This is a genomic window from Paraburkholderia solisilvae (assembly GCF_902859875.1).
In the GTDB taxonomy this organism is placed as follows: Bacteria; Pseudomonadota; Gammaproteobacteria; order Burkholderiales; family Burkholderiaceae; genus Paraburkholderia; species Paraburkholderia solisilvae.
In genome coordinates, this window is the sequence record NZ_CADIKF010000082.1 from 1 (window position 1) to 22,054 (window position 22,054).

Here is a 22,054-nt window from a genome sequence, read left to right on the forward strand (position 1 = left end):
CCACCAGGTCCGCCGCTCGCGCCGCCACCCGGTCCGCCGCGCCGGCAACCCTGGCCGCCACTGTGGCGCCCGTCGCGGCCACCGGCGCAGCCGCCGTTCCAGCCGCTCGCGCAACTATGGGATACGGCCGTCATGGGCCGGTTGCCCGGGCGCGGCAATGGAAGTAGGCTTGTCGCCTTTCTCAACCCACCACCGGAAATTGCAATGATCGTCCTCGTCACTGGAGCGTCCGCCGGTTTCGGCGCCGCCATCGCCCGTACCTTCGTGAAGGGCGGCCACCGCGTCGTCGCCACCGCGCGCCGTAAGGACCGTCTCGACGCCCTCGCCAGCGAACTCGGCGAGAATCTGTTGCCGCTCGAGCTCGACGTGCGCGACCGCGCGGCGGTCGAAGCGCTGCCCGCTTCGCTGCCGGCGCAATTCGCGGCGGTCGACCTGCTCGTCAACAACGCCGGTCTCGCGCTCGGCCTCGAGCCCGCCCAGGAGGCCAACCTCGATGACTGGGAAAAGATGATCGACACCAACTGCAAAGGCCTCGTGCAAATGACGCGCGCATTCCTGCCCGGCATGGTCGAGCGCAATCGCGGCCACGTGATCAACCTCGGCTCGGTTGCCAGCAACTGGCCGTACGCCGGCGGCAACGTCTATGGCGCGACCAAGGCCTTCGTCGCGCAGTTCAGCCTGAACCTGCGTGCGGATCTCGCCGGCACGGCGGTGCGCGTGACCGACATCCAGCCCGGCCTGTGCGGCGGCACCGAGTTCTCGAACGTGCGCTTTCACGGCGACGACGCGAAGGCCGCAAACGTCTATAGGGACCTCCAGCCGCTCACCGCCGAAGACATCGCCGATTCGATTTACTGGGTCGCGACGCGCCCTGCTCACGTCAACATCAATTCGATCGAACTGATGCCCGTCGCGCAGTCGTTTGCTGGTCTGTCGGTCCATCGCGGTCAGGCGTGAGTATCTTGCAGGCGAGCAGGTGCAACAGCCATGTGCCGAAAAAACAGGCGCGCTGTCAGGTTCCGGTAAAATGCGCGAGATGAAAACGCCAAGCAGTCAGCCCGGCGCCGAAATCGGCTTCACATGGCCGATTCGCGTGTACTACGAAGACACGGACGCCGGTGGCATCGTGTTCTACGCGAACTACCTGAAATTCTTCGAGCGCGCGCGCACCGAATGGCTGCGCGCCTGCGGCATCGAACAAAGCAGGCTGGCAAGCGAAACCGGCACGCTCTTCATCGTCTGCAGCACTTCGCTCGAGTACCATTCGCCCGCACGCCTCGATGACGCGCTCTCCATTGTCAGCCGGATCGAACGGCTCGGCCGCGCGTCGGTCGATTTCGTGCAGGAAGCGTGGCGTGACGGCACACGGCTCGCGACCGGCACGGTCCGCGTCGGCTGCGTGGATGCCGTCTCGTTGCGGCCCGCCGCGCTTGCTCCGGCCGTGCTCGGCGCGTTGCGGCGCGGCCCGCCGCCCGACGGTCTGAACAGCGGCCCGGACCGTGGCGCCGACAGGACGAAGCCAGGCATGTCAACGGCCGACGAGTGAGCACCGTTGTTACCTGGCCAGTGAACTCGTAACGGTCAGAACAAGACCAAGCATGGTTCGGCGAAAGGGTTCGCCGAAGCTTCCGGTTCCCTCACGGAACGCTTCGAACCGCCTTGCAGCCGGACGCCCCTTGCGGGACGTTACAGCGAACCTCTATGAACACTACACAAGATCTATCGATCATTTCCCTCGTTCTCAATGCGAGCCTGCTGGCGCAGGCGGTGATGGCGCTCCTGCTGCTGCTGTCGCTGATGTCCTGGACTTTCATCTTCCGCAAGTGGTTTGCAATTCGCCGCGCACGCGGACAGACCGAGCGCTTCGAACGCGATTTCTGGTCCGGCGGCGACCTGCAGGCGCTGTATCAGAGCGCCGCCAACAACCGCCACCGCATCGGCGCGCTCGAGCGCATCTTCGAATCCGGCATGCGCGAGTTCCTGAAGGGCAAGGAGAAGCGTCTGAACGACCCGGGCGCGATTCTCGACGGTGCGCGCCGCGCGATGCGCGCCGCATTCCAGCGTGAAATGGACGTGCTCGAGGCCAATCTCGCGTTCCTCGCGTCGGTTGGCTCGGTGAGCCCTTACATCGGTCTGTTCGGCACGGTCTGGGGGATCATGAACGCGTTTCGCGGCCTCGCGAACGTGCAGCAGGCCACCCTCGCGAACGTCGCGCCGGGCATCGCGGAAGCGCTGACCGCAACCGCGATCGGCCTGTTCGCCGCGATTCCGGCAGTGGTCGCGTACAACCGCTACGCTCACGATATCGACCGCCTCGCGATCCGCTTCGAAACCTTCATCGAAGAGTTCTCGAACATCCTGCAGCGGCAGGCCCATTAAGGAGTCCACGATGGCCGGTTCCACGACCCGTTCCAGCATGCGCGGCAGCCGTTCACGCCGCGCCATGGCCGACATCAACGTCGTGCCGTACATCGACGTGATGCTCGTGCTGCTCGTGATCTTCATGGTGACGGCGCCGCTCGTCGCGCCGTCGATCGTGAACCTGCCGACCGTCGGCGGCGCCGCGCCGCAGCAGCAGACGCCGCCGGTGGTCGTCAATATCCGCGCGGACGGCAATATGAGCGTGCGCTATAAGGACGACGCGGGCGCGACGCAACAGGAAACCATGACGCGGGCCGACCTGAACGGCTTCGTCACCGATCGCCAGCAAGCGCATCCCGACCAGCCTGTCGTGATCGCCGCCGACAAGACGGTGAAGTACGAAGTCGTGATGAACGTGATGTCGGATTTGAAAGCGCGCGGCGTCAAGCGCGTCGGATTGCTCGTCAAGTCGCAATGATTCGCCAGAAATCCACTTATCCGTTGCAGCCGCCGCGTGAACGCGGCACGTGGCGCGCGTTCGCGCTCGCGGCGCTGATGCACGTGCTGCTCGGATTTTTTCTGTATCACGGCATCCATTGGCAGAACAGCACACCGGCGGGCGCCGAAGCCGAACTGTGGACCGCGGTGCCCGACCTGTCGACGCCGCGCCCGGCCCCGCCGCCCGCCCCCGTCGCGCCGGCGCCGCCGGTGCAGGACGAGCAGGCCGACATCGCGCTGCAGGAGAAGAAACGCAAGCAGGAAGAGGCTGCACGCGAAGCGCAACTCGCCGAGCAACAGCGCCAGCAGTTGCAGGCCCAGCAGGAAGCCGACGCGAAACGCCAGCAGCAGCTCGCCGCACAGCAGGCCGAGATGGCCGCGGCCCTGAAGAAGCAACAACAGTTGCAACAGCAACAGCAGGCGCAAAAGCTCAAACAGCAGCAGCTGGCCGAGCAGCAGAAGCAGGACCAGTTGAAGAAGCAGCAGGAACAGCAGCAGGCGCAGGCCGACGCGCAGCAGAAAGCGGAAGCGGATAAAGCCGCGAAGGCGAAGGCGGCCGCGCAGGCGGAGGCCGCGAAGAAGCTCGATCAGGAGCGCCGGCAACGGCTCGCGGCGCTGCAGGGCATGGCCGGCGGTGAAGGATCGACCGGCAACGGCCTCGCGAAGAGCGGCACCGGCAGCGGCGCGGGCGGCACGGCCACCTCGCCGGGCTATGCGGAGAAGGTGCAGCGGCGGGTGCGGCCGAATATCGTCTGGGCCGGCGACACGCAAGGGCTGGAAACGGTCGTGTCGGTGCGCTGCGCGCCGACCGGCACGCTGCTGTCGGCGACCGTCACGCGCGGCAGCGGCAATTCGCAGTGGGACGATGCGGCGTTGCGCGCGGTCCAGCGTTCGGATCCGATGCCGCAAGATACAAATGGCAAGACGCCGGCGAGTTTTACCATTACGCTGCGTCCGGCGGGTTAGTCGAGGGTTGAGCGGCAGAGCAGCGAGCCACGCGGCGCAGATGCTCCAGCGGCTACGCCCTTAAGGCATGCTGAAAGCCGCAAGGCAGGTCCGGCGCCGCCGCCGGACATTCGGGAACGATTTCTGCACGCTTGTGTCTGTTTGCAGTTGTGAAGGTTTTGTACTTTGGGGAATCGATAAAGCATGACTTTGATGACGAAGCTTGGCCTGCGAACACTGGTGGCGTCCTGCCTGATTGCGGCAGGCGGTGCCGCCCATGCACAGCTGAACGTCCTCGTGACGGGCGTCGGGTCCACGCAGTTTCCAATCGCGACCGCTAATTTTGCCAACGAAGCCAGTTCCCCCCAGCAGATCAGCACGATCGTGCGGCAGGATCTGCAACGCAGCGGCAAGTTCACGAACGTCGACGCCGGCGCCACGCCGGTCTCCGAAAGCGACACGGTCGATCTCGGCAGCTGGAAGGCCAAGGGCGCCGATGCGTTCGTCGCCGGCAGCGTGACGAAACGCCCGGACGGCCAGTATGAAGTGCGCTTCAAGCTGTACGACACCGTCAAGCAGGAGAACCTCGGCGGCCTCGTACTGGTGAGCCCGGAAAGCGGACTGCGGATGAGCGCGCACAAGGTGGCCGACTACATCTACGCGAAGCTGATGGGCACGCGCGGCGTGTTCGCGACGCGCCTGTCGTACGTGATCAAGGTCGGCAACCGCTATCAGCTGCAAATCTCCGACTCCGACGGCCAGGATGCGCACATCGCGCTGTCGAGCCCCGAGCCGATCATCTCGCCGGCATGGTCGCCGGACGGCACCAAGGTCGCGTACGTGTCGTTCGAGAAGAAGAAGCCGATCGTCTATATCCATGACCTGCCGACCGGCCGCCGCATCGTCGTGTCCGATCAGAAAGGCAATAACAGTGCGCCGGCGTGGTCGCCGGACGGCCGCACGCTCGCGGTCGCCCTTTCGCGCACCGGCAACACGCAGATTTTCGCGGTGAATGCGGACGGCTCCGGCCTGCGGCGCCTCACGCAGGGCAGCTCGATCGATACCGAGCCGGATTTCTCGCCGGACGGCCAGTCGATCTATTTCACGAGCGACCGCGGCGGTCAGCCGCAAATCTATAAAATGCCGGCCGCGGGCGAAAGCGCGGGCGCCGCGCAGCGCGTGACGTTTACCGGCAGCTATAACACGAGCCCCCGCATCAGCCCGGACGGCAAGCAACTCGCGTATATTTCGCGCACCGGCGGCGGTTTCAAGCTGTATGTCCAGGATCTGCAGTCGGGCGTCGCGACGGCGCTCACCGACACCACACACGACGAATCGCCGAGCTTCGCGGCGAATGGTCAGTACATCCTTTACGCCACTCAGGTGAACGGCCGTGGCGTGTTGGCTGCAGTATCGACCGACGGTCGGACGCGGCAGGTCCTGTCCGTTCAGGGTGGCAGCGTGCGCGAGCCGTCCTGGGGCCCGTTTATGCAATGACACACAAGGAGAGTAAAACATGAAGTCGAAACTGCGTCTCACATTGGCCGCGCTGACGGTCGTCGGCGTTCTGGCGGCATGCACGTCGACGCCGAAAAACCAGGCTACGACGTCGACGGGCAACGTCGGCGCACAGCCGAACCCGAATGCGGTCGCGCGCGTGGACGTCGATCCGCTGAACGATCCGAACAGCCCGCTCGCGAAGCGCAGCGTGTACTTCGATTTCGACAGCTACTCGGTGAAGGATGAGTATCAAGGCCTGCTGCAACAACACGCGCAGTACCTGAAGACGCACCCGCAGCGTCACGTGCTGATCCAGGGCAACACCGACGAGCGCGGCACGAGCGAGTACAACCTCGCGCTCGGCCAGAAGCGTGCGGAAGCGGTGCGTCGCGCAATGTCGCTGATGGGCGTGTCCGACTCGCAGATGGAAGCCGTGAGCCTCGGCAAGGAAAAGCCGCTCGCGACCGGTCATGACGAAGCATCGTGGGCGCAAAACCGCCGCGCCGACCTCGTCTACCAACAGTAACGGGTACCGCGCCGTATGACACAACGTTTCTCCCGGCTGCGGCTCGCCGCAGCGACGTGTGCCGCAGGCGTGGCTTTGACGGCCATGCCGGCGCATGCGGGCCTGTTCGATGACGACCAGGCCCGCCAGGCGATCCTCGACCTGCGCACGAAGACCGACAACCTGACCAATCAGCTGTCGGCTGCGCAACGCACGATCCTCGATCAGTCGAACCGTCTCGACCAGCTGAACCAGCAGGTCGCGACGCTGCGCGGCCAGAACGAAGATCTGACGAACCAGTTGACCACCTTGCAGAAGCAGCAGAAGGACTACTACACCGATCTCGACGGCCGGTTGAAGAAGTTCGAGCCGCAGCAGCAAACGGTCGACGGCGTGCAGGGCACCGTGGAGCCGGGCGAGACGGATTCGTTCAACGCGGCCTCGCAGCAGTTTCGCAACGGCGACTTCAAGGGTGCCGCCGCGTCGTTTCGCAGCTTCATCTCGAAGTATCCGCAAAGCCCGTATCAGCCGACCGCGCAGTACTGGCTCGGCAATGCGTTGTACGCGCTGCGCGACTACAAGGGGTCGACTGCGACGTGGCAAGGGGTGGTGAAAAACTACCCGCAGCATCCGCGCGCACCCGAAGCCTTGCTCGCCATTGCGAACAATCAGCTCGAGCAGGGCCAGAAGGCCGCCGCGAAGAAAACGCTCGAGCAGATCGTCGCGCAATACGGTGGCTCGGACGTTGCACAGTCCGCGCAAAGCAAGCTTTCGCAGATCAAGTAGCGGGGGGCGGCCTCGGGTCGAGCCTCGAGTCGGCCTGACTGGCTGCCGTCGCGAACGGCCGTCACGCCCGGTCCTCGTTTGCCCGGGTTTCATGCTGCGCCGTCTTGACAGTGACGCAGCATAATCGCTATAATCTCGCTTCTCTTTTTGGGTCGTTAGCTCAGCTGGTAGAGCAGCGGACTTTTAATCCGTTGGTCACAGGTTCGAATCCCGTACGGCCTACCAATAGTTTCAAGCGTTTCAAGCGGTTTCAAGCAAGAAGAAGCGTTTCAGGCAAAAAGCCCGGTCATCATTGGCCGGGCTTTTTGTTTTGCGATCATCCGCCCGTCCGCACGCTCTTGGGTCCGCGAGTTTTATCGCATCCTGCAAGACCTTGTCGATTCGGCAACGCGTGGTGCGCGAACACGATCCGGATGCGGCGGCGTGATGTGCCGGACGGCAAGGACCGCGAGAATAGATCGTTCACCTGAATGCGGCGCCGCGCGAAGCACGCGCACGCACCGCTAAGTCTCATCCGCCTGCTGCTCGTCAAGCATGCGCAACGCGGCCTTCTCCGCGTTCTGCACATGCACACGCGCTGCCTGTTGCGCGGCTTCAGCGTCGCGCGCCTTGAGCGCCTTGTAGAGTTTGTCGATCTCGCGCAAGCTTGCCGGCAGCCGGTCCGGATGCATCAGCGACGTCGCGCGCAACAGATTGACCCGCGACACCAGGCTCGTCAGAATTTCTTTGATCAACGAATTGCCGCAATTGTCGAGCAGCACGTCATAGAGCGCGGCCTTCGCGCGCAGCACGCCGGCCTCGTTGCGCGCGGTGGCTTCCGCGCGCAGTTCCTTCGCGACCTCGCCGAAGCGCGCGAGCGCGCGGTCATCGGCGAGCCGCGCAAACTCGTGCGCGGCAAAGCCTTCGAGCAGCGCACGCAGCGCATAGAGCTCGGCGGCTTCGTGCTTCGACATCACCGCGACCACTGGCCCCTTGTGCGGCACGCTGCGCACGAGCTTCTCCGCTTCAAGCTTGCGCAACGCCTCGCGCACCGACGTGCGGCTGACGCCGAGCGTCGCGCACAATTCGCGTTCAACGAGACGCGCGCCCGGCGCGAAACGCCCCGTCATGATCGCCTGCCGCAGCACATTTTCGACCTGATGGCGCAGCGTTTCTGGTCGAATCACTCCAATCTCTGCTGACATCGTGTACCCCGTCCGTCGTATGCCTGTCCGACCATAGAATCCGTTGCACATCATACTGGATGCGCAACCGCCGACGGCCAGTTCAAACCCGGTAGGGTAAGCGCGCGGCCGCTGCGCGTGAACGTCACCAACCCGCAAGCGACGCGGCGGGCGTCGGCGCGCAGCGCACCCATGCGCCGCGAACGCCGCTCACGCATAACGGGTACGCTGCAGTCAGCGTCTTTTGTACGAGTCTCCGGTTTTGTTGTTCGAAACCATCGCGCGAGAGGTGACGCGCGCTGCAGCGGACATCGCGGTTACAGGGCAACTCATGCGCGAAAATCCGCTGTGGCCGTCGCGCGCAGCGCCGTGGCCCAGCGTCTATGACGACTGCGCTTGCGCCTCATACGCGCTGATCGCTTCGCTCGCGACGCGGAACGCCGCGAGCGCGAGCGGCGCGCCGCAATAGACCGCGGCCTGCATCAATATCGACCGGATCTCCTCCTTCGTCACGCCGTTTTTCAACGCGCCTTTCACGTGCACCGACAGTTCATGGTGCTGGCTCATCGCGGTCAGCATCGCGAGATTGAGCATGCTGCGCGTCTTGAACGGCAGCGTCGGGTCGCCCCATATCTCGCCCCAGCAATACTCGGTGACGAGCTTTTGCATCGGGCGATTGAAGTCGTCAGCGTTCGCCCACGATTTTTCGACATGACTCGCGCCGAGCACTGCCTTGCGGTTCGCAAAGCCTTTGTCAAACTCGTCGTTGTTTCCCATCTTCGTTTTCCTTGATTGATTGCGATCTCGCATGCGACATCATTCACATCTTCACATATCGTCTTACCGTCGGATTGTCCGACAATCTAATGCTACAAAATTTTTTTAGGGCATGCGCCTCTGCGTGCGCTTCGTGTGCCCGGTTTGCTGCGGGATGGGTTCGCTTCTATCGGTGACGCATCACGCTTCGCCGTAGCCGACCATTGCCTTCGTCTCCAGATACTCGCGCAAGCCCGCCTCGCCCCATTCGCGTCCGTTGCCCGAACGCTTGTAGCCGCCGAACGGCGCGCTGAAATCGGGCGTCGGATAGTTCAGGTGCACGCCGCCCGCGCGCAACGACCGGCCGACGGTCCGCGCGCGCTCGAGACTCGCCGATTGCACGTAAGCGGAAAGGCCGTACACGCTGCCGTTCGCGATCTCGATCGCCTCTTCGTCGCTGTCGTAGGGGATCATCGACAGCACCGGCCCGAAAATTTCCTCGCGCGCGATCGTCATGTCGGGCGCCACGTCGGCGAATACCGTCGGCTTCACGAACCAGCCTTTCGACAGGCCTTCAGGCAAGCCGGTGCCGCCGGCCACCAGCCGCGCGCCTTCGTCGATGCCCGCCTGAATCAGCGACTGCACGCGCACAAACTGGTTGCGATTCACGACCGGCCCCAGTTGCGTCGTCACCTTGTCGGTCGCACCGACCCGGAACGCCTGCGCGGCACGGGCCGCGATCTGCGCGGCTTCATCCATCATGCGGCGCGGCACCAGCATGCGCGTCGGGCTCGAACACGATTGCCCGGAGTTCACAAAGCACGCGTTCACGCCGCGCGTCACCGCGTCGTTCAGGTTCACATCGTCGAGCAGGATGTTCGCCGACTTGCCGCCGAGTTCCTGCGCGACGCGCTTCACGGAGTCGGCCGCCATCTTCGCGACCTGGATGCCGGCACGCGTCGATCCGGTAAACGACACCATGTCGATATCCGGATGCGATGCGATCGCCGACCCCACGCTCGGCCCGTCGCCGTTGACGAGATTGAACACACCGGGCGGCACGCCCGCTTCGTCGAGCACTTCCGCGAACAGCAGCGCGCTCAACGCCGAATATTCGCTGGGCTTGAGCACCATCGTGCAACCCGCCGCGAGCGCCGGAGCGATCTTCACGACAATCTGGTTGATCGGCCAGTTCCACGGCGTGATCAGCCCGCATACGCCGATCGCTTCATGCCGCAGCCGCGTCGTGCCGCGTTGCGTTTCGAACGCGAAGTAATCGAGCACATCGATCAGCGCATTCAGATGCGACGGCCCGCGCGCAGCCTGACTGTTGCGCGCCAAAGCAATCGGCGCACCCATTTCCGCGCGCATCGCTTCCGCGAACTCGTCAATGCGACGCTCGTAAACCTGCACGATGCGCTTTAACAGCGCGACGCGATCGGCGACGGTGCTGGTCGAATACGAGTGAAACGCGCGGCGCGCGGCCGCGACCGCCCGGTCGACGTCGGCCGCATTGCCGAGTGCAAGCTGATCGAAACGCACCTCGGTTGCCGGATCGATCAGATCGAACCAGACCGGCGCAAGCGGCGCGACCCATTTTCCATCGATATAAAACTGTCCAACGCGAGACATTCCAGGCTCCAGAGTGAGAAATCGCCGGCTGTGGTCGCTCGCAAGCCTGCGAGTCCACGGCGTGCCAGCCAGCCGGGCCGCGGCGCGACCGGCTAGCGGACGGCGCTTCGTGCGGTTACCGAAGCGCCGAGAAAGCGGTCGGCGTCAGAAAGTGGTTCTCGATGCGCTCGACGATCGGCTTTTCCGCCTCGGTCGCGGCGCGCTTCGTGATCCACTCCTGATCCGACTGAAACGCATTCCATTTGGTTTCGCGCTCCGCAAGGCTTTCCCACTGGATCATATAGGTGAGCGCATGGTTGCTCGGACCGACCAGCGTGGTCCAGAAACCGATCTGCTTGATCCCATACTTTTCAAAGAAGCCCAGCGTGATGTTTACAAAACGGTCTTGCAGCGCCGGCAGGCGGCCCGGCGCGCAGTGATAGATACGCATCTCGACGATCATTAAAAGTTCTCCGTATGGGTGTGATGGAAAAATGCGAAGTCGATGCCGCGTGCACGAAGCGGCGCATTTTTATCGGGACGTCTCGCGACGGTCCCAATGGACTCGTCGCGATGAGTCATCGCGGTATCGCGGTTGCGCCCGGCCGCCACCTGAACGGCCTCGACGCGCGCGATGGACATCGGCAGCGCCGCATGCATCGCTGCATCCCCGGCAGTATCAAGCCTCCACGCGGTATCGGGCAACCGTTGCAACGCGACTTGGGACTTGCGATGCGTGGCGAGTTCTGTCAGCAACGTGTCGGGGTCCGTGTCCGGGCGGCAGCGCTGCGCCGGTCAGCGCGTTCCTTTCAGCAAGCGCGCCGTTACCCCACGATGCCGAAGCCGCGCCGGTCGAGAGCGCCGGTCATTGTCGAATGACTATATTACCGTCATACAATCCTTCGCGCTGGTGATCCGCTGGTCATCGACCGCACCGTTCTGCCGGTCGCGTACAGCGTGCGCCCGTCATTTGCGTTTTCCGACCCCACTCCTGACAATGCCGCTCACGGCACCGAGCGGGGGGACACCGAATGGAATTGCGTCAGTTGCGATATTTCGTCAGCGTCGTCGAGCACGGCAGCATGGGCAAGGCAGCGCTCGAGCTGGGTGTCGTCACATCCGCGCTGAGCCAGCAGATCAGCCGCCTCGAAAGCGAGCTGGCCACGCGTCTGTTGCAGCGCACGTCCGGCGGCGTCGTGCCGACCGATGCGGGGCTTGCGTTCTGGCGCCAGGCGCAGCTCGCGCTACGGCATGTCGACGACGCCGCGCTCGCCGCACGGCAGGCGCGCCTGTCGGGCCACGTCACGGTCGGCCTTGCACCGAGCACGAGCGGCGTGCTCGGCCTCGCATTCATGCGCGCGATGCGCGAACGCTACCCCGACGTGCGGCTGCGCATGGTCGAAACACTGTCCGGCTACCTCGCGTCGATGCTCGGCGCGCGGCAAATCGACCTTGCAATGCTCTTTCACGAAGAACCCGCGCAGCGCTGGAGCGTGATGCCGCTGCTGGACGAGCGGCTGTTTCTGATCGGCGTACGCGATCTGCCCGGCATGCCCACAACGAAACACGTGCGTCTCGCCAAGCTGGGCACGCTGCCGTTGATCCTGCCGAGCGGCTCGCACGGTTTGCGGACATCGCTTGCCGCGTCGTTCAAGCGTGCGAAATACGAGCCGCGCATCGTCGCCGAGGTCGACGGACTGGCGATGCTGATGGACGCGGTGCGCGGCGGCCTCGGCGCGACGATCCAGCCGGGCGCGGCACTCGCGCGCGCGGAGAACGCGGCGCTCGCGAGCGTGCAGATTTCGGACCCCGACGCGGTGCGGCCGAATCTGCTCGTGAGTGTTTCCGACGATGAGCTGTCGCCCGCGGGACTCGCCGCGCGCGTGGTGCTTGCCGATACGGCGCGTGAGCTGGTGAGTCAGGGCCGCTGGCTGGGCGCGCGGCTGCGTTAGCGGCGCCGTGCTGTCACGGCGGGTTCGACCGGTGAGCGAGACTGGCGGTCTTCATCGGCCGTGATGGTCTTCACGAAATGTGAAGACCCGTTGCGCGTCGCCCGGTTGCGGCAATGCGCGCGGCCCACTACATTGCGCGCTATAAGGAGACTCCCCACCATGGTCGACGTATTAGTCATCGGGGGCGGCAATGCCGCGCTATGCGCCGCGCTGATGGCGCGTGAAGCAGGCGCATCGGTGTTGCTCCTCGAGTCCGCCCCGCGCGAATGGCGCGGCGGCAATTCCCAGCACACCCGCAATCTGCGCTGTATGCATGACGCGCCGCAAGACGTGCTCGTCGACGCGTACCCGGAAGAAGAGTACTGGCAGGACCTGCTGAAGGTGACCGGCGGCATCACGAACGAACCGCTCGCGCGTCTGGCGATTCGCGCGTCGTCGACCTGCCGTCCGTGGATGCAGAAGCACGGCGTGCGCTTCCAGCCGCCGCTCTCCGGCGCGTTGCACGTCGCACGCACGAATGCGTTTTTCATGGGCGGCGGCAAGGCGCTCGTCAACGCGTACTACCGCAGCGCCGAAACGCTCGGCGTGCAGATCCGCTACGAGACGCCCGTCGATGCCATCGAACTCGACAACGGCCGCTTCGTTGCCGCGCACAGCGGCAACCAGCGCTTCGAGGCGCGCACGTGCGTGCTTGCCGCAGGCGGCTTCGAATCGAATCGCGAGTGGCTGCGCGAAGCGTGGGGACAAAACGAGCGCGGCGAATGGCCGGCCGACAACTTCCTGATTCGCGGCACACGCTTCAACAAGGGCGTGCTGCTCAAATTCATGATCGATGCGGGCGCCGACCCGATCGGCGATCCGTCGCAATCGCATTGCGTGGCAATCGACGCGCGCGCCCCGCTGTATGACGGCGGCATCTGCACGCGCATCGACTGCGTATCGCTTGGCGTGGTGGTCAATCGCGACGCCGAGCGCTTCTACGACGAGGGCGAAGATTTCTGGCCGAAGCGCTATGCGATCTGGGGCCGGCTCGTTGCGCAGCAGCCCGGACAGATCGGCTATTCGATCATCGATTCCAAAGCAATCGGCCGCTTTATGCCGCCCGTGTTTCCAGGCACCCGCGCCGATACGCTACCGGACCTCGCGCGCGCGCTCGGCCTGCCGGTCGACGCATTCATGCGCACCGTCGACGCTTACAACGCGGCTTGCCAACCAGGCACATTCGATCACACGACACTCGACGACTGCCGCACCGAAGGCCTCGCGCCACCGAAGACACACTGGGCGCTGCCGCTCGATAAACCGCCGTTCTACGGTTACGCGCTGCGGCCCGGCATTACGTTCACGTATCTCGGGCTGAAGGTCAATGACCGCGCGCAGGTGCATTTCGGCGGCAAGCCAAGCGACAACCTGTTCGTTGCCGGCGAGATGATGGCCGGCAATGTGCTCGGCAAGGGCTACACCGCGGGCGTCGGCATGTCGATCGGCACCGCCTTCGGCCGCATCGCGGGTACGCAGGCCGCACGCGCCGCGCGCGGCGATACCGCAGACAGCGCAAACACACCGGCAGCCGATGCCGCAGGCGAATCGACTGGAGCTCATCGTGCAGAAGCTTGAAGCACTCGCGCGCGACGCGCAGCAGCTGGCGTCCGGCGGCAACGGCGCGCATGGGGCGAACGGCGCGCCATTGCAGCGCGCGATCCGCGTGCTGCCGCTGACTGAGAACGAAACCGAAGTCGCACGGCAAATGCAGATCTGCAACGCATGCCGCTATTGCGAAGGGTTTTGCGCGGTCTTTCCCGCCATGACACGCCGCCTCGAATTCGGCAAGGCCGACGTGAACTACCTCGCGAACCTGTGCCACAACTGCGGCGCGTGCTATCACGCGTGTCAGTACGCGCCGCCGCATGAGTTCGCGGTCAACGTGCCGCAAGCGATGGCGAAAGTGCGCGTCGAAACGTACGCCGAGTATGCGGTGCCGTCGTTCATGGGCGCGCTGTACCGACGCAACGGCCTGACGCTGTCGCTTGCGCTCGCGTTCGGTCTCGCGCTGTTCCTTGTGCTCGGCATCGCGCTGAAGGGGCCGCTCTTCGGCACGCCGCTCGCGGGCAATTTCTACGCGATCTTCCCGCACAACCTGCTTGCGCTGCTGTTCGGCGTGGTGTTTGTGCTCGCGGTCGTATCGCTTGGCATCGGGGTCGCGCGCTTCTGGAAAGATGCGTCGGCGGGCGCGGCTTCCGGCGCGGCAGCGAGCGGCGCCATTCCGGAAGCCACCCGAAACGCGCTGACGCTGAAGTATCTCGACGGCGGTCATGGCGACGGTTGCAACGAGGCGGACGACCGCTTCACGCTGATCCGGCGCCGCTTTCACCACTTCACGTTCTACGGCTTTATGCTGTGCTTCGCATCGACCGTAGTGGCAACCTTTTATCACTATTTCCTCGACCTGCACGCGCCGTATCCGTTCGCGAGCGTCCCGGTGCTGCTCGGCACACTCGGCGGCATCGGCCTGCTGATCGGCCCGGCGGGCCTGCTCTGGCTGAATATCCGGCGCGACCCGGCGCGCGGCGACGCCGCGCAAAAACCGATGGACCGCGGCTTTATCGCCCTGCTGCTGCTCACCAGCGCGACGGGCCTCGCGCTCCTCGCATGGCGCGATAGCGCGGCGCTCGCGTGGCTGCTCGCGGTGCACCTGGGCGTCGTGCTCGCGCTCTTCGCGACGCTGCCGTACGGCAAGTTCGCACACGGCATCTACCGGTGTGCGGCACTCCTCAAGTCATCGATCGAAAAAAGACAGGCGAATAGTTTGAAGCTCGGTTCGGAATGAGTTAGCGTACGGGGCGCATTCGCTCGCGATGCCGAACCTTTCGATATGAAAGGAAGTGAAAGCGACATAGGTTCAAACTACGCAAGACGGAAACACATGGAGACAAACATCGTGTCCTCGACCACCACGCCCCTCGCGGCGCAGCCAGCCCGGTCGAAAGCGGGCGCCGTGCTGCGGGTCACCAGCGGCAATTTTCTCGAGCAGTTCGACTTTTTTCTGTTCGGCTTCTACGCAACCTATATTTCGAAGGTTTTCTTCCCGACCGGCAGCGAATTCGCGTCGCTGATGCTGACCTTCGCGGTATTCGGCGCCGGCTTCCTGATGCGCCCGCTCGGCGCGATCTTTCTCGGCGCATACATCGACGAAGTGGGCCGCCGCAAAGGCCTGATCGTCACGCTGACGCTGATGGCGAGCGGCACGATCCTGATCGCGTGCGTGCCGGGCTACGAAACCATCGGCTTGGTCGCGCCGGTGCTCGTGCTGGTCGGCCGTTTGCTGCAAGGCTTTTCGGCAGGGGCGGAACTGGGCGGCGTGTCGGTCTACCTCGCTGAAATGGCCACGCCGGGCAACAAGGGCTTCTATACGAGCTGGCAGTCGGCGAGCCAGCAGGTGGCGATCGTCGTCGCCGCGCTGCTCGGCTACGCGCTGAACAAGTGGATGTCCGCCGACGCGCTGCACGCATGGGGCTGGCGCATTCCGTTCTTTATCGGCTGCATGATCGTGCCGTTTCTGTTCCTGCTGCGCCGCTCATTGCAGGAAACCGAAGCGTTCAAGGCGCGCACGCACCACCCGCGCGCACGCGAGGTGTTCCGCGCGATGCTCGCGAACTGGAGAACGGTAATCGCCGGCATGCTGCTCACCGCGATGACCACCACCACGTTCTATCTGATCACCGTCTATACGCCGACCTTCGGCAAGTCGGTGCTGAAGCTGTCGACCTCGGACAGCCTGATCGTCACGCTGTGCGTCGGTATCGGCAACTTCATCTGGCTGCCGATCGGCGGCGCGCTGTCGGACCGCATCGGCCGCAAGCCGTTGCTGATCGCGATCTCGGTACTGGCGATCTTCACCGCGTATCCGGCGCTGTCGTGGCTCGCCTCGGCGCCGAGCTTCGGCCGCATGTTTATCGTGCTGATGTGGTTCTCGTTCTTCTTCGGCGTGTATAACGGCGCGATGGTCGCCGCGCTCACCGAAGTGATGCCGGTCGAAGTGCGCGTCGCCGGCTTCTCGCTGGCGTTCAGTCTCGCGACCGCGCTGTTCGGCGGCTTCACGCCGGCGGTGTCGACGTATCTGATCGAGGTGCTGCACGACAAGGCCGCGCCCGGCTACTGGCTGAGCTTTGCGGCCGTGTGCGGGCTGGTCGCGACGCTCGTGCTGTATCGCCGCGGCGGCGCGGCTGAGCGGCAAAGAGACGCGATCTGACGCGCAGCGTCGCGGGCTGAAAGGCGCATCGGCTAACATCGGTCTCGCCTCCAGACGCCCCCCTCTTCTGGCCACCACGCGACGCGCGCCGTCACGTACGCTGCTGTGCGTGCCACACGCTACGCGCCGCTTTCATGGATGCGCATCGTGACCGAACCGATACCCTTCGTGCCCGACCGTTTCAGGCACGCCGCCGCGCACTATCTGACAGGCCGCGCGGCCTACTCGTCGCGCCTGATCCGACGCGTCGCGCAGAGCATGGAACTCGACGGCACGCAGCGCCTGCTCGATATCGGCTGCGGGCCGGGGCAACTGTCGATCGCGTTCTCCACATGGATCGCCGACGGACTCGCGCTTGATCCGGAGCCCGAAATGCTGCGCATCGCGACGGAACTCGGCGCCGGCATCGCGCCGAATATCGCGTACCGCCAGGGCAGTTCGTACGACCTCTGCGCCGACATGGGAACGTTCCGGCTCGCGGTGATCGGCCGCGCGTTTCACTGGATGGACCGCGCCGATACGCTGCGGCGTCTCGATGCGCTGATCGAGCCGGGCGGCGCGCTCGCGCTGTTCGCAACGTCGCAGCCCGCAGGCGCGTCCGAGCCGTGGACGGCGGAATATCGAAACCTGCTCGATGAATATGCGCAGGCCGATCCGGTCCGCGCGCGCCGCAAGTCGGACGATTGGGTCGCCCACGAAACGGTGTTGATGCAATCGCCGTTCGCGTCGCTCGAGCGCGTGTCGATCATCGAGCGGCGCCGCGTGTCGGTCGACGCGCTGACGATGCGGCCGCAGTCGATGTCGAGTCTGTCGCGCGGCCAACTGGGCGACCGGCTCGACGAACTGATCAGCCGCGTGAAGGCGCTGCTCGACGCGCATGCGCGCGACGGCTGGCTCGATGAATGGGTCGAATCCAGCGCGGTGATTGCGCGGCGCCGCTGAAGGCCGCGGCGGCGCGGCCTGATCAGCGCCGGCGGCACGGCCGGCACTCGCCGGCTCGCCGCACGTTTCGTACACCCAGGCGGGCGCACCGCGCATGAGCTCATAACGAAAATAACCTTGCTGTGCGATGAAAAGCGCCGGTACGATCACGCCTTTTCACGCTTTCGCGCGTTTTTTGCGCGCCCGCCGCATGTCCACCTCCACCGCTCCTGAACTCGACGCCGCGCCGGCCCAATCGGTCACCCCCGCGCGCGCCCTGATCCGCTCGGCCGCGGATGTCTCTCGGCTCGTCAACGAAGGCGCCGCGGCCGGCAGCGACGCGCGCATCGTCGTCGCGATCGCGCTCGGCGGCGTGTTCCTCGATGCGTACGATCTCGGCGCGCTCGCGTTCGGCCTGAAAGACGTCGCGCGCGAATTCTCATTGACGCCGGCCGGCACCGGCTTCGTCGCGTCCGCGATCACCTTCGGCGCGATCGTCGGCGCGTGCCTCGGCGGTTTTCTCACGGACCGTATCGGCCGTTATCGCGTGTTTATGGCCGATATGTTCTTCTTCGTCGTCGCCGCGCTTGCGTGCGCGTTCGCGCCGAACGCATGGGTGCTCGGCGGCGCGCGTTTCGTGATGGGCCTCGGCGTCGGCATCGACCTGCCGGTCGCGATGGCGTTTCTCGCCGAGTTTTCGCGGCTGCGCGGACGCGGCAACAAGGCGGCGCGCGTCGCGATGTGGTGCCCCGTCTGGTATGCGGCGATCAGCGTGTCATATCTGCTTGTGCTGGCGTTCTATGCGACGCTGCCCGCGAGCCATGCCGCGCTGCTGTGGCGGCTGATTCTCGGCTTCGGCGCCGTGCCGGCGTTGATCATCATCGCAATCCGCAGCCGGTATATCAGCGAGTCGCCGGTGTGGGCCGCGAATCAGGGCGACCTCGCCGGCGCCGCGCGCATCCTCAGTCGTTCGTACGGCGTCGACGCAAGCGTCGCGCCGGATGCGCCGCACGCCGCCGCCGCGCAGCGTGCGCCGCGACGCGCCGCGTGGTCGAACTACGGCGCGCTGCTGCGCGGCGTCTATCTGAAACGCACCGTGCTCGCGACAGTCATCGCGATTGCGTCGTCGTTCGCGTATAACGCGGTCGCATTCGGTCTGCCGGTGATCATCTCGAGCTTCCTCGCTCAGTCGATGCTGACGACGATCCTCGCATCGCTCGCGCTGAATCTCGCGTTTGCATTCGTCGGCGGCGTAATCGCGGTGCGCACGGTGCCGAAGACCGGCGCGTGGAAACCGACCGTGCTCGGCTACGCGTTCCAGCTCGCGGCGCTGATCGGCCTCGCGATGGTCGGCAAGCCGGCCGGCGGCACGCAGGTCGTGATCGCCGTTGCGCTGCTCGGCGCATTCCTGCTCGGCCAGGGCTTCGGTCCCGGCTCGCACAGCATGACGTTCGCGTCGCTCAGCTATCCGACTTCGCTGCGCGGCGTCGGTGTCGGCTTCAACCAGACGCTGATGCGCGCAAGCTCGACCGTCTCGCTGTTCCTGTTCCCGGTGCTCGCCGCCGCGCTCGGCACGCGCGTATTCTGGATCATCGCGGCCGCGCCGTTGTGCGGACTGATCGCGTTGCTCGCGATTCGCTGGGAACCGTCGGGCTACGACGTCGACGCGGAAGACTTCGCCGCTGCCGCAGCGAATACGACAACAGCGCCGCTGACGCACCACTGACCAGCTCGCGACTGAAGCTTCAACAAGTCTCAAACAACTAAGGCTCACCGGGCAACCGGTGAGCCTTTTTTGCACGCCGAAGCATGCTCAGCGTGATACCCAGACATCGCTATTTATTGAGAGAGAAAGACATGCAATGATCGCGCGCCGCTTCGCGACGCTGTGCTGCAACGCCTTTGCAACACACGCGCGAAGCCCACGATCTCGCACTTTGCTCCCGATACCGATGTTCGAATTCCTGTTGGGCCTGCTATCGAATCTGGCGTTGCTCACGGCCGTGCTAACCGTTTGTTGCGTCTTCAACTGGTTGTGGCCGGACGCACCGCTCGACGGTGTGCGCCTCTTCACGTGGGTCGCCGTCTGCGCGCTCGTCTTCGATGCCACGCTGACGTTCCTCGTGTTCGCCGATGCGCAACGGCGCTATGGTCAGTTCAGCACGACCGGCGCGTTCGCCGAACGGGCGTGCGCGTATGGGCTCGCCGCGCTCGCGAGCCATGGGTTCGCGCGATGGCGTGCACGCCGGCGCGTGGCGCACACGGCAACGCTCGCGGCCGCAGCGACCGGTGCGCCGCGGTAGCTCGACCGTCGCGACATCCGGCGCGATACGCGACGCCGGGTCCTTCAACCGCGGTAGCGCGTCTTTCGCATGCTTTCAAGCGTCGCGCATGCACGCCGCTCGCAGTACCGGCGCCATGCGGGAATACGGCTTGCTAACGCGCACGCGGTCGGCTATAACTTCCGAAGACTGCGGGCAACCGGGCAGAATGGCCAACACGCTCGATTGCCCTCCCGTCAGCGCTGTTCGCGATAGCGCGATGCAATCCACGCAATTGGTCACGCAACAGCAGCCACGCAACTGGTCACACAATCGGCCAGCCAGACGGCCACCCAAGCGGTCACGCAACATCAGCCACGCAACACCGCGCATGCGCGGCATGCGCTGCAGTCGATCCAACTCCAACGAAGCACAACGCAACCGACTCGAGCGAGAAACATCGTGGATCTTGAAACCGTACGCACATTCCTGATGACCCGAGGCATCGACTTCGGCACCAAAGTACTCGCGGCCATCGTGCTGTGGATCATCGGCCGCTGGGTAATCGGACTCATCACACGCTTGCTGCGCGCGGTTCTCGAACGCAACGGCCGCATCGATCCGACGCTCGCGCATTACCTCGGCTCGATCCTCGGCGCGCTGTTGAATCTGCTGCTGATCCTCGCGATCTTGCAGGTGTTCGGCGTGCAGACCACGTCGTTCGCCGCGCTGCTCGCGGGCCTCGGTCTCGCGATCGGCACCGCATGGGGCGGCCTGCTCGCGCACTTCGCGGCCGGCATCTTCATGCAGGTGCTGCGCCCGTTCAAGGTCGGCGATTACGTGACGGCCGGCGGCGTCACCGGCACGGTCCGCGAGCTCGGGCTGTTCGGCACGACGATCGTCACGCCCGACAACGTGACGACGATCGTCGGCAACAACAAGATCTTCTCCGACACCATCTCGAACTTCACCGCGCTGCCGGTGCGCCGCGTCGAACTGACCGCGAAGATCGCCAACGGCGTCGATCCGGTCGATGCGACGAACCGGCTGCGCGCAGCGGTCGTGCGCATTCCGAATGTCGCCGAGAATCCGGCGCCGGATATCGAAGTGCTGTCGTTTACGCCGGAAGGACCGCTGCTGTGCGTGCGGCCTTACACGCATAACGATCACTACTGGCAGGTCTATTTCGATACGAATCGCGCGATTGTCGAGACCTTCAGGGAAGCCGGCTATCCGACGCCGGAAACGCCGTTCGTGCGGCGCACGGCGGCGTAGCGGCCGGCGCGAATCACGCGCGCGGCAAACTCAGGCCTGTTGGTAAAAAGGCATCGCGCCCGCCTCATCGTATTCCGCCATGAAAAAACCCCAAAGGTTGGCTTGACCTCCAACCTTTGGGGTTCAGTGCATTGGCGCGATGCCCTTCTTGTCAGATGCGCGGCGAACCGCGCGGCGCAGGCCCGTCAGACTGACAACGCGCTCACCGCATTCATTGTCCGCCGGGCTTGCGCGCGGAGGCCGCGGGCGCGCGACGACGCACCATCTTCCACAGCGCGCCCAGCGCGACCGGCACGACCGCCGCGGCGATGCCGACCAGCACGATCACGTTCAGATACTGGCGAATAAACGGAATGTTGCCGAAGAAGTAGCCGAGCAGCACAAGCAGCAACACCCAGAACAACGCGCCGGCGATATTGAATAGCTGGAAGCGCCGCACGGTCATTTGCGATGCGCCCGCGACGAACGGCGCGAAGGTGCGCACGACCGGAATGAAGCGCGCGAGCACGATGGTCTTGCCGCCGTGCTTCTCGTAGAAATTGTGCGTCTTGCGCAGCGCCTCGCGATCGAGGAAGCGTTCGAGCACCGGGATGTGCGATTCGAACACTTTCGCGCCGATCGCGCGGCCGATCAGATAGTTGACCGTGTTGCCGGCCACCGCCGCGACGACCAGCAACAGAATCAGCAAGCCGAGGTTCATCGCGCCGCTCGCGCAAAACGCGCCGCCGATAAACAGCAATGAATCGCCGGGCAGGAACGGCAGCACCACGAGACCCGTCTCGCAAAACACGATCAGGAAGAGCACCGCATACACCCACGCACCGTACTGGCGGATGAAGTCGCCGAGGAAAGCGTCGATATGCAGCACGAGGTTGACGAAATGCAGCAGCGTATCCAAAAAGACATCCTCTCAATAGCGAATCGAGATCGGGACCGGATGGCGCGTCGCAACCGGTTGTGGTCCAACGGAATGCGCCGGCGGACGCGGCATCAAGCGCACAGCGACATGCGCAGCCGCAATCGCGACGACGCGTAACACAAAACGACGAAACGCGCCCGTACCGGGAAACGCGACCGCGCCATGATACCGAAAGTGCCTGCTTCAATATTAAGAAATTATGCGGCGCCGACCGTGCGTGCGCGCTCGTTGCACGCGCGCGTCGCCCCGGCATCCGCGTGGCGCAAGGCGGCTCGCGCGCGAGCGGTAGCGGCGCCGCAGCGAACGCGCGCGGAACGGTTACGGGCATCGCGCGGCGAATCGCTATAATTCC

At 64.9% G+C, this 22,054-nt stretch carries 22 protein-coding genes and 1 tRNA gene; 17 read left to right on the plus strand and 6 right to left on the minus strand.

The window, feature by feature from the left end; genetic code table 11:
- Positions 1-204: 204 nt before the first annotated feature.
- From ydfG to HV675_RS30515, 9 genes are all read left to right on the plus strand, one after another.
- Positions 205-957, plus strand: coding sequence for a bifunctional NADP-dependent 3-hydroxy acid dehydrogenase/3-hydroxypropionate dehydrogenase YdfG (ydfG, locus tag HV675_RS30475; RefSeq protein WP_175115179.1), 753 nt, complete (start codon positions 205-207; stop codon positions 955-957).
- A 70-nt stretch (positions 958-1,027) separates the two neighbouring features.
- Complete coding sequence (gene ybgC / locus HV675_RS30480) at positions 1,028-1,546, plus strand: tol-pal system-associated acyl-CoA thioesterase (protein ID WP_377700561.1); 519 nt, start codon at positions 1,028-1,030, stop codon at positions 1,544-1,546.
- A 155-nt stretch (positions 1,547-1,701) separates the two neighbouring features.
- On the plus strand, positions 1,702-2,379 hold the full coding sequence (gene tolQ, locus HV675_RS30485; protein ID WP_175115181.1) for a protein TolQ: 678 nt from the start codon (positions 1,702-1,704) through the stop codon (positions 2,377-2,379).
- Between the two features lie 10 nt (positions 2,380-2,389).
- Positions 2,390-2,839, plus strand: coding sequence for a protein TolR (tolR, locus tag HV675_RS30490; protein WP_175115182.1), 450 nt, complete (start codon positions 2,390-2,392; stop codon positions 2,837-2,839).
- A complete protein-coding gene (gene tolA, locus HV675_RS30495; RefSeq protein WP_175115183.1) occupies positions 2,836-3,825 on the plus strand; it encodes a cell envelope integrity protein TolA in 990 nt (329 codons plus the stop codon). The genes tolR and tolA overlap by 4 nt, the downstream gene beginning before the upstream one ends.
- A gap of 183 nt (positions 3,826-4,008) precedes the next feature.
- Entirely contained in the window at positions 4,009-5,301 is a 1,293-nt protein-coding gene (tolB, locus tag HV675_RS30500) for a Tol-Pal system beta propeller repeat protein TolB (RefSeq protein ID WP_175115184.1), read from the plus strand.
- Between the two features lie 19 nt (positions 5,302-5,320).
- Positions 5,321-5,830, plus strand: a complete 510-nt coding sequence (pal, locus tag HV675_RS30505) for a peptidoglycan-associated lipoprotein Pal (protein WP_175115185.1) — start codon at positions 5,321-5,323, stop codon at positions 5,828-5,830.
- A gap of 15 nt (positions 5,831-5,845) precedes the next feature.
- Complete coding sequence (ybgF, locus tag HV675_RS30510; protein ID WP_175115186.1) at positions 5,846-6,595, plus strand: tol-pal system protein YbgF; 750 nt, start codon at positions 5,846-5,848, stop codon at positions 6,593-6,595.
- A 149-nt stretch (positions 6,596-6,744) separates the two neighbouring features.
- A tRNA-Lys gene (locus tag HV675_RS30515) sits at positions 6,745-6,820 on the plus strand.
- Between the two features lie 278 nt (positions 6,821-7,098).
- Here the strand turns inward: HV675_RS30515 and HV675_RS30520 are convergent.
- The 5 genes from HV675_RS30520 to HV675_RS30540 all read right to left on the minus strand — a co-directional run bounded on the left by HV675_RS30520 (position 7,099) and on the right by HV675_RS30540 (position 10,881).
- The gene (locus HV675_RS30520; protein WP_175115187.1) at positions 7,099-7,779 is read right to left on the minus strand and encodes a GntR family transcriptional regulator; all 681 of its coding nucleotides are present in this window, start codon (positions 7,777-7,779) and stop codon (positions 7,099-7,101) included.
- A gap of 360 nt (positions 7,780-8,139) precedes the next feature.
- Positions 8,140-8,535 carry a carboxymuconolactone decarboxylase family protein gene (locus HV675_RS30525; RefSeq protein ID WP_175115188.1) on the minus strand — a complete coding sequence of 132 codons (396 nt, stop codon included), beginning with the start codon at positions 8,533-8,535 and terminating at the stop codon, positions 8,140-8,142.
- A gap of 180 nt (positions 8,536-8,715) precedes the next feature.
- Positions 8,716-10,146 carry an aldehyde dehydrogenase family protein gene (locus tag HV675_RS30530; RefSeq protein ID WP_175115189.1) on the minus strand — a complete coding sequence of 477 codons (1,431 nt, stop codon included), beginning with the start codon at positions 10,144-10,146 and terminating at the stop codon, positions 8,716-8,718.
- A 115-nt stretch (positions 10,147-10,261) separates the two neighbouring features.
- Positions 10,262-10,588: an NIPSNAP family protein gene (locus HV675_RS30535; protein ID WP_175115190.1), complete on the minus strand. Its 327-nt coding sequence runs from the start codon at positions 10,586-10,588 to the stop codon at positions 10,262-10,264.
- On the minus strand, positions 10,588-10,881 hold the full coding sequence (locus HV675_RS30540) for a hypothetical protein (RefSeq protein WP_175115191.1): 294 nt from the start codon (positions 10,879-10,881) through the stop codon (positions 10,588-10,590). The genes HV675_RS30535 and HV675_RS30540 overlap by 1 nt, the downstream gene beginning before the upstream one ends.
- Before the next feature lie 275 nt (positions 10,882-11,156).
- Here HV675_RS30540 and HV675_RS30545 point away from each other — a divergent pair, with 275 nt between their 5' ends.
- The 8 genes from HV675_RS30545 (at position 11,157) to HV675_RS30580 (ending at position 20,783) form a co-directional block, all read left to right on the plus strand.
- Entirely contained in the window at positions 11,157-12,077 is a 921-nt protein-coding gene (locus HV675_RS30545) for a LysR family transcriptional regulator (protein WP_175115192.1), read from the plus strand.
- A 159-nt stretch (positions 12,078-12,236) separates the two neighbouring features.
- A complete protein-coding gene (gene tcuA / locus HV675_RS30550; protein ID WP_175115193.1) occupies positions 12,237-13,694 on the plus strand; it encodes an FAD-dependent tricarballylate dehydrogenase TcuA in 1,458 nt (485 codons plus the stop codon).
- Positions 13,681-14,904 (plus strand): tricarballylate utilization 4Fe-4S protein TcuB, encoded by a 1,224-nt coding sequence (tcuB, locus tag HV675_RS30555; protein WP_246270650.1) that lies wholly within the window; start codon positions 13,681-13,683, stop codon positions 14,902-14,904. The genes tcuA and tcuB overlap by 14 nt, the downstream gene beginning before the upstream one ends.
- Before the next feature lie 111 nt (positions 14,905-15,015).
- Positions 15,016-16,326, plus strand: coding sequence for an MFS transporter (gene tcuC / locus HV675_RS30560; RefSeq protein ID WP_246270651.1), 1,311 nt, complete (start codon positions 15,016-15,018; stop codon positions 16,324-16,326).
- Between the two features lie 138 nt (positions 16,327-16,464).
- Positions 16,465-17,268 (plus strand): class I SAM-dependent methyltransferase, encoded by an 804-nt coding sequence (locus HV675_RS30565; protein ID WP_175115200.1) that lies wholly within the window; start codon positions 16,465-16,467, stop codon positions 17,266-17,268.
- Positions 17,269-17,458: 190 nt separating this feature from the next.
- A complete protein-coding gene (locus HV675_RS30570; protein ID WP_175115196.1) occupies positions 17,459-18,973 on the plus strand; it encodes an MFS transporter in 1,515 nt (504 codons plus the stop codon).
- Positions 18,974-19,199: 226 nt separating this feature from the next.
- The gene (locus tag HV675_RS30575; RefSeq protein WP_175115197.1) at positions 19,200-19,550 is read left to right on the plus strand and encodes a hypothetical protein; all 351 of its coding nucleotides are present in this window, start codon (positions 19,200-19,202) and stop codon (positions 19,548-19,550) included.
- A 420-nt stretch (positions 19,551-19,970) separates the two neighbouring features.
- The gene (locus HV675_RS30580; RefSeq protein ID WP_175115198.1) at positions 19,971-20,783 is read left to right on the plus strand and encodes a mechanosensitive ion channel family protein; all 813 of its coding nucleotides are present in this window, start codon (positions 19,971-19,973) and stop codon (positions 20,781-20,783) included.
- Positions 20,784-20,994: 211 nt separating this feature from the next.
- On the opposite strand, the gene HV675_RS30585 is transcribed toward HV675_RS30580, so the two are convergent.
- On the minus strand, positions 20,995-21,681 hold the full coding sequence (locus tag HV675_RS30585; protein ID WP_175115199.1) for a DedA family protein: 687 nt from the start codon (positions 21,679-21,681) through the stop codon (positions 20,995-20,997).
- Positions 21,682-22,054: the final 373 nt, after the last annotated feature.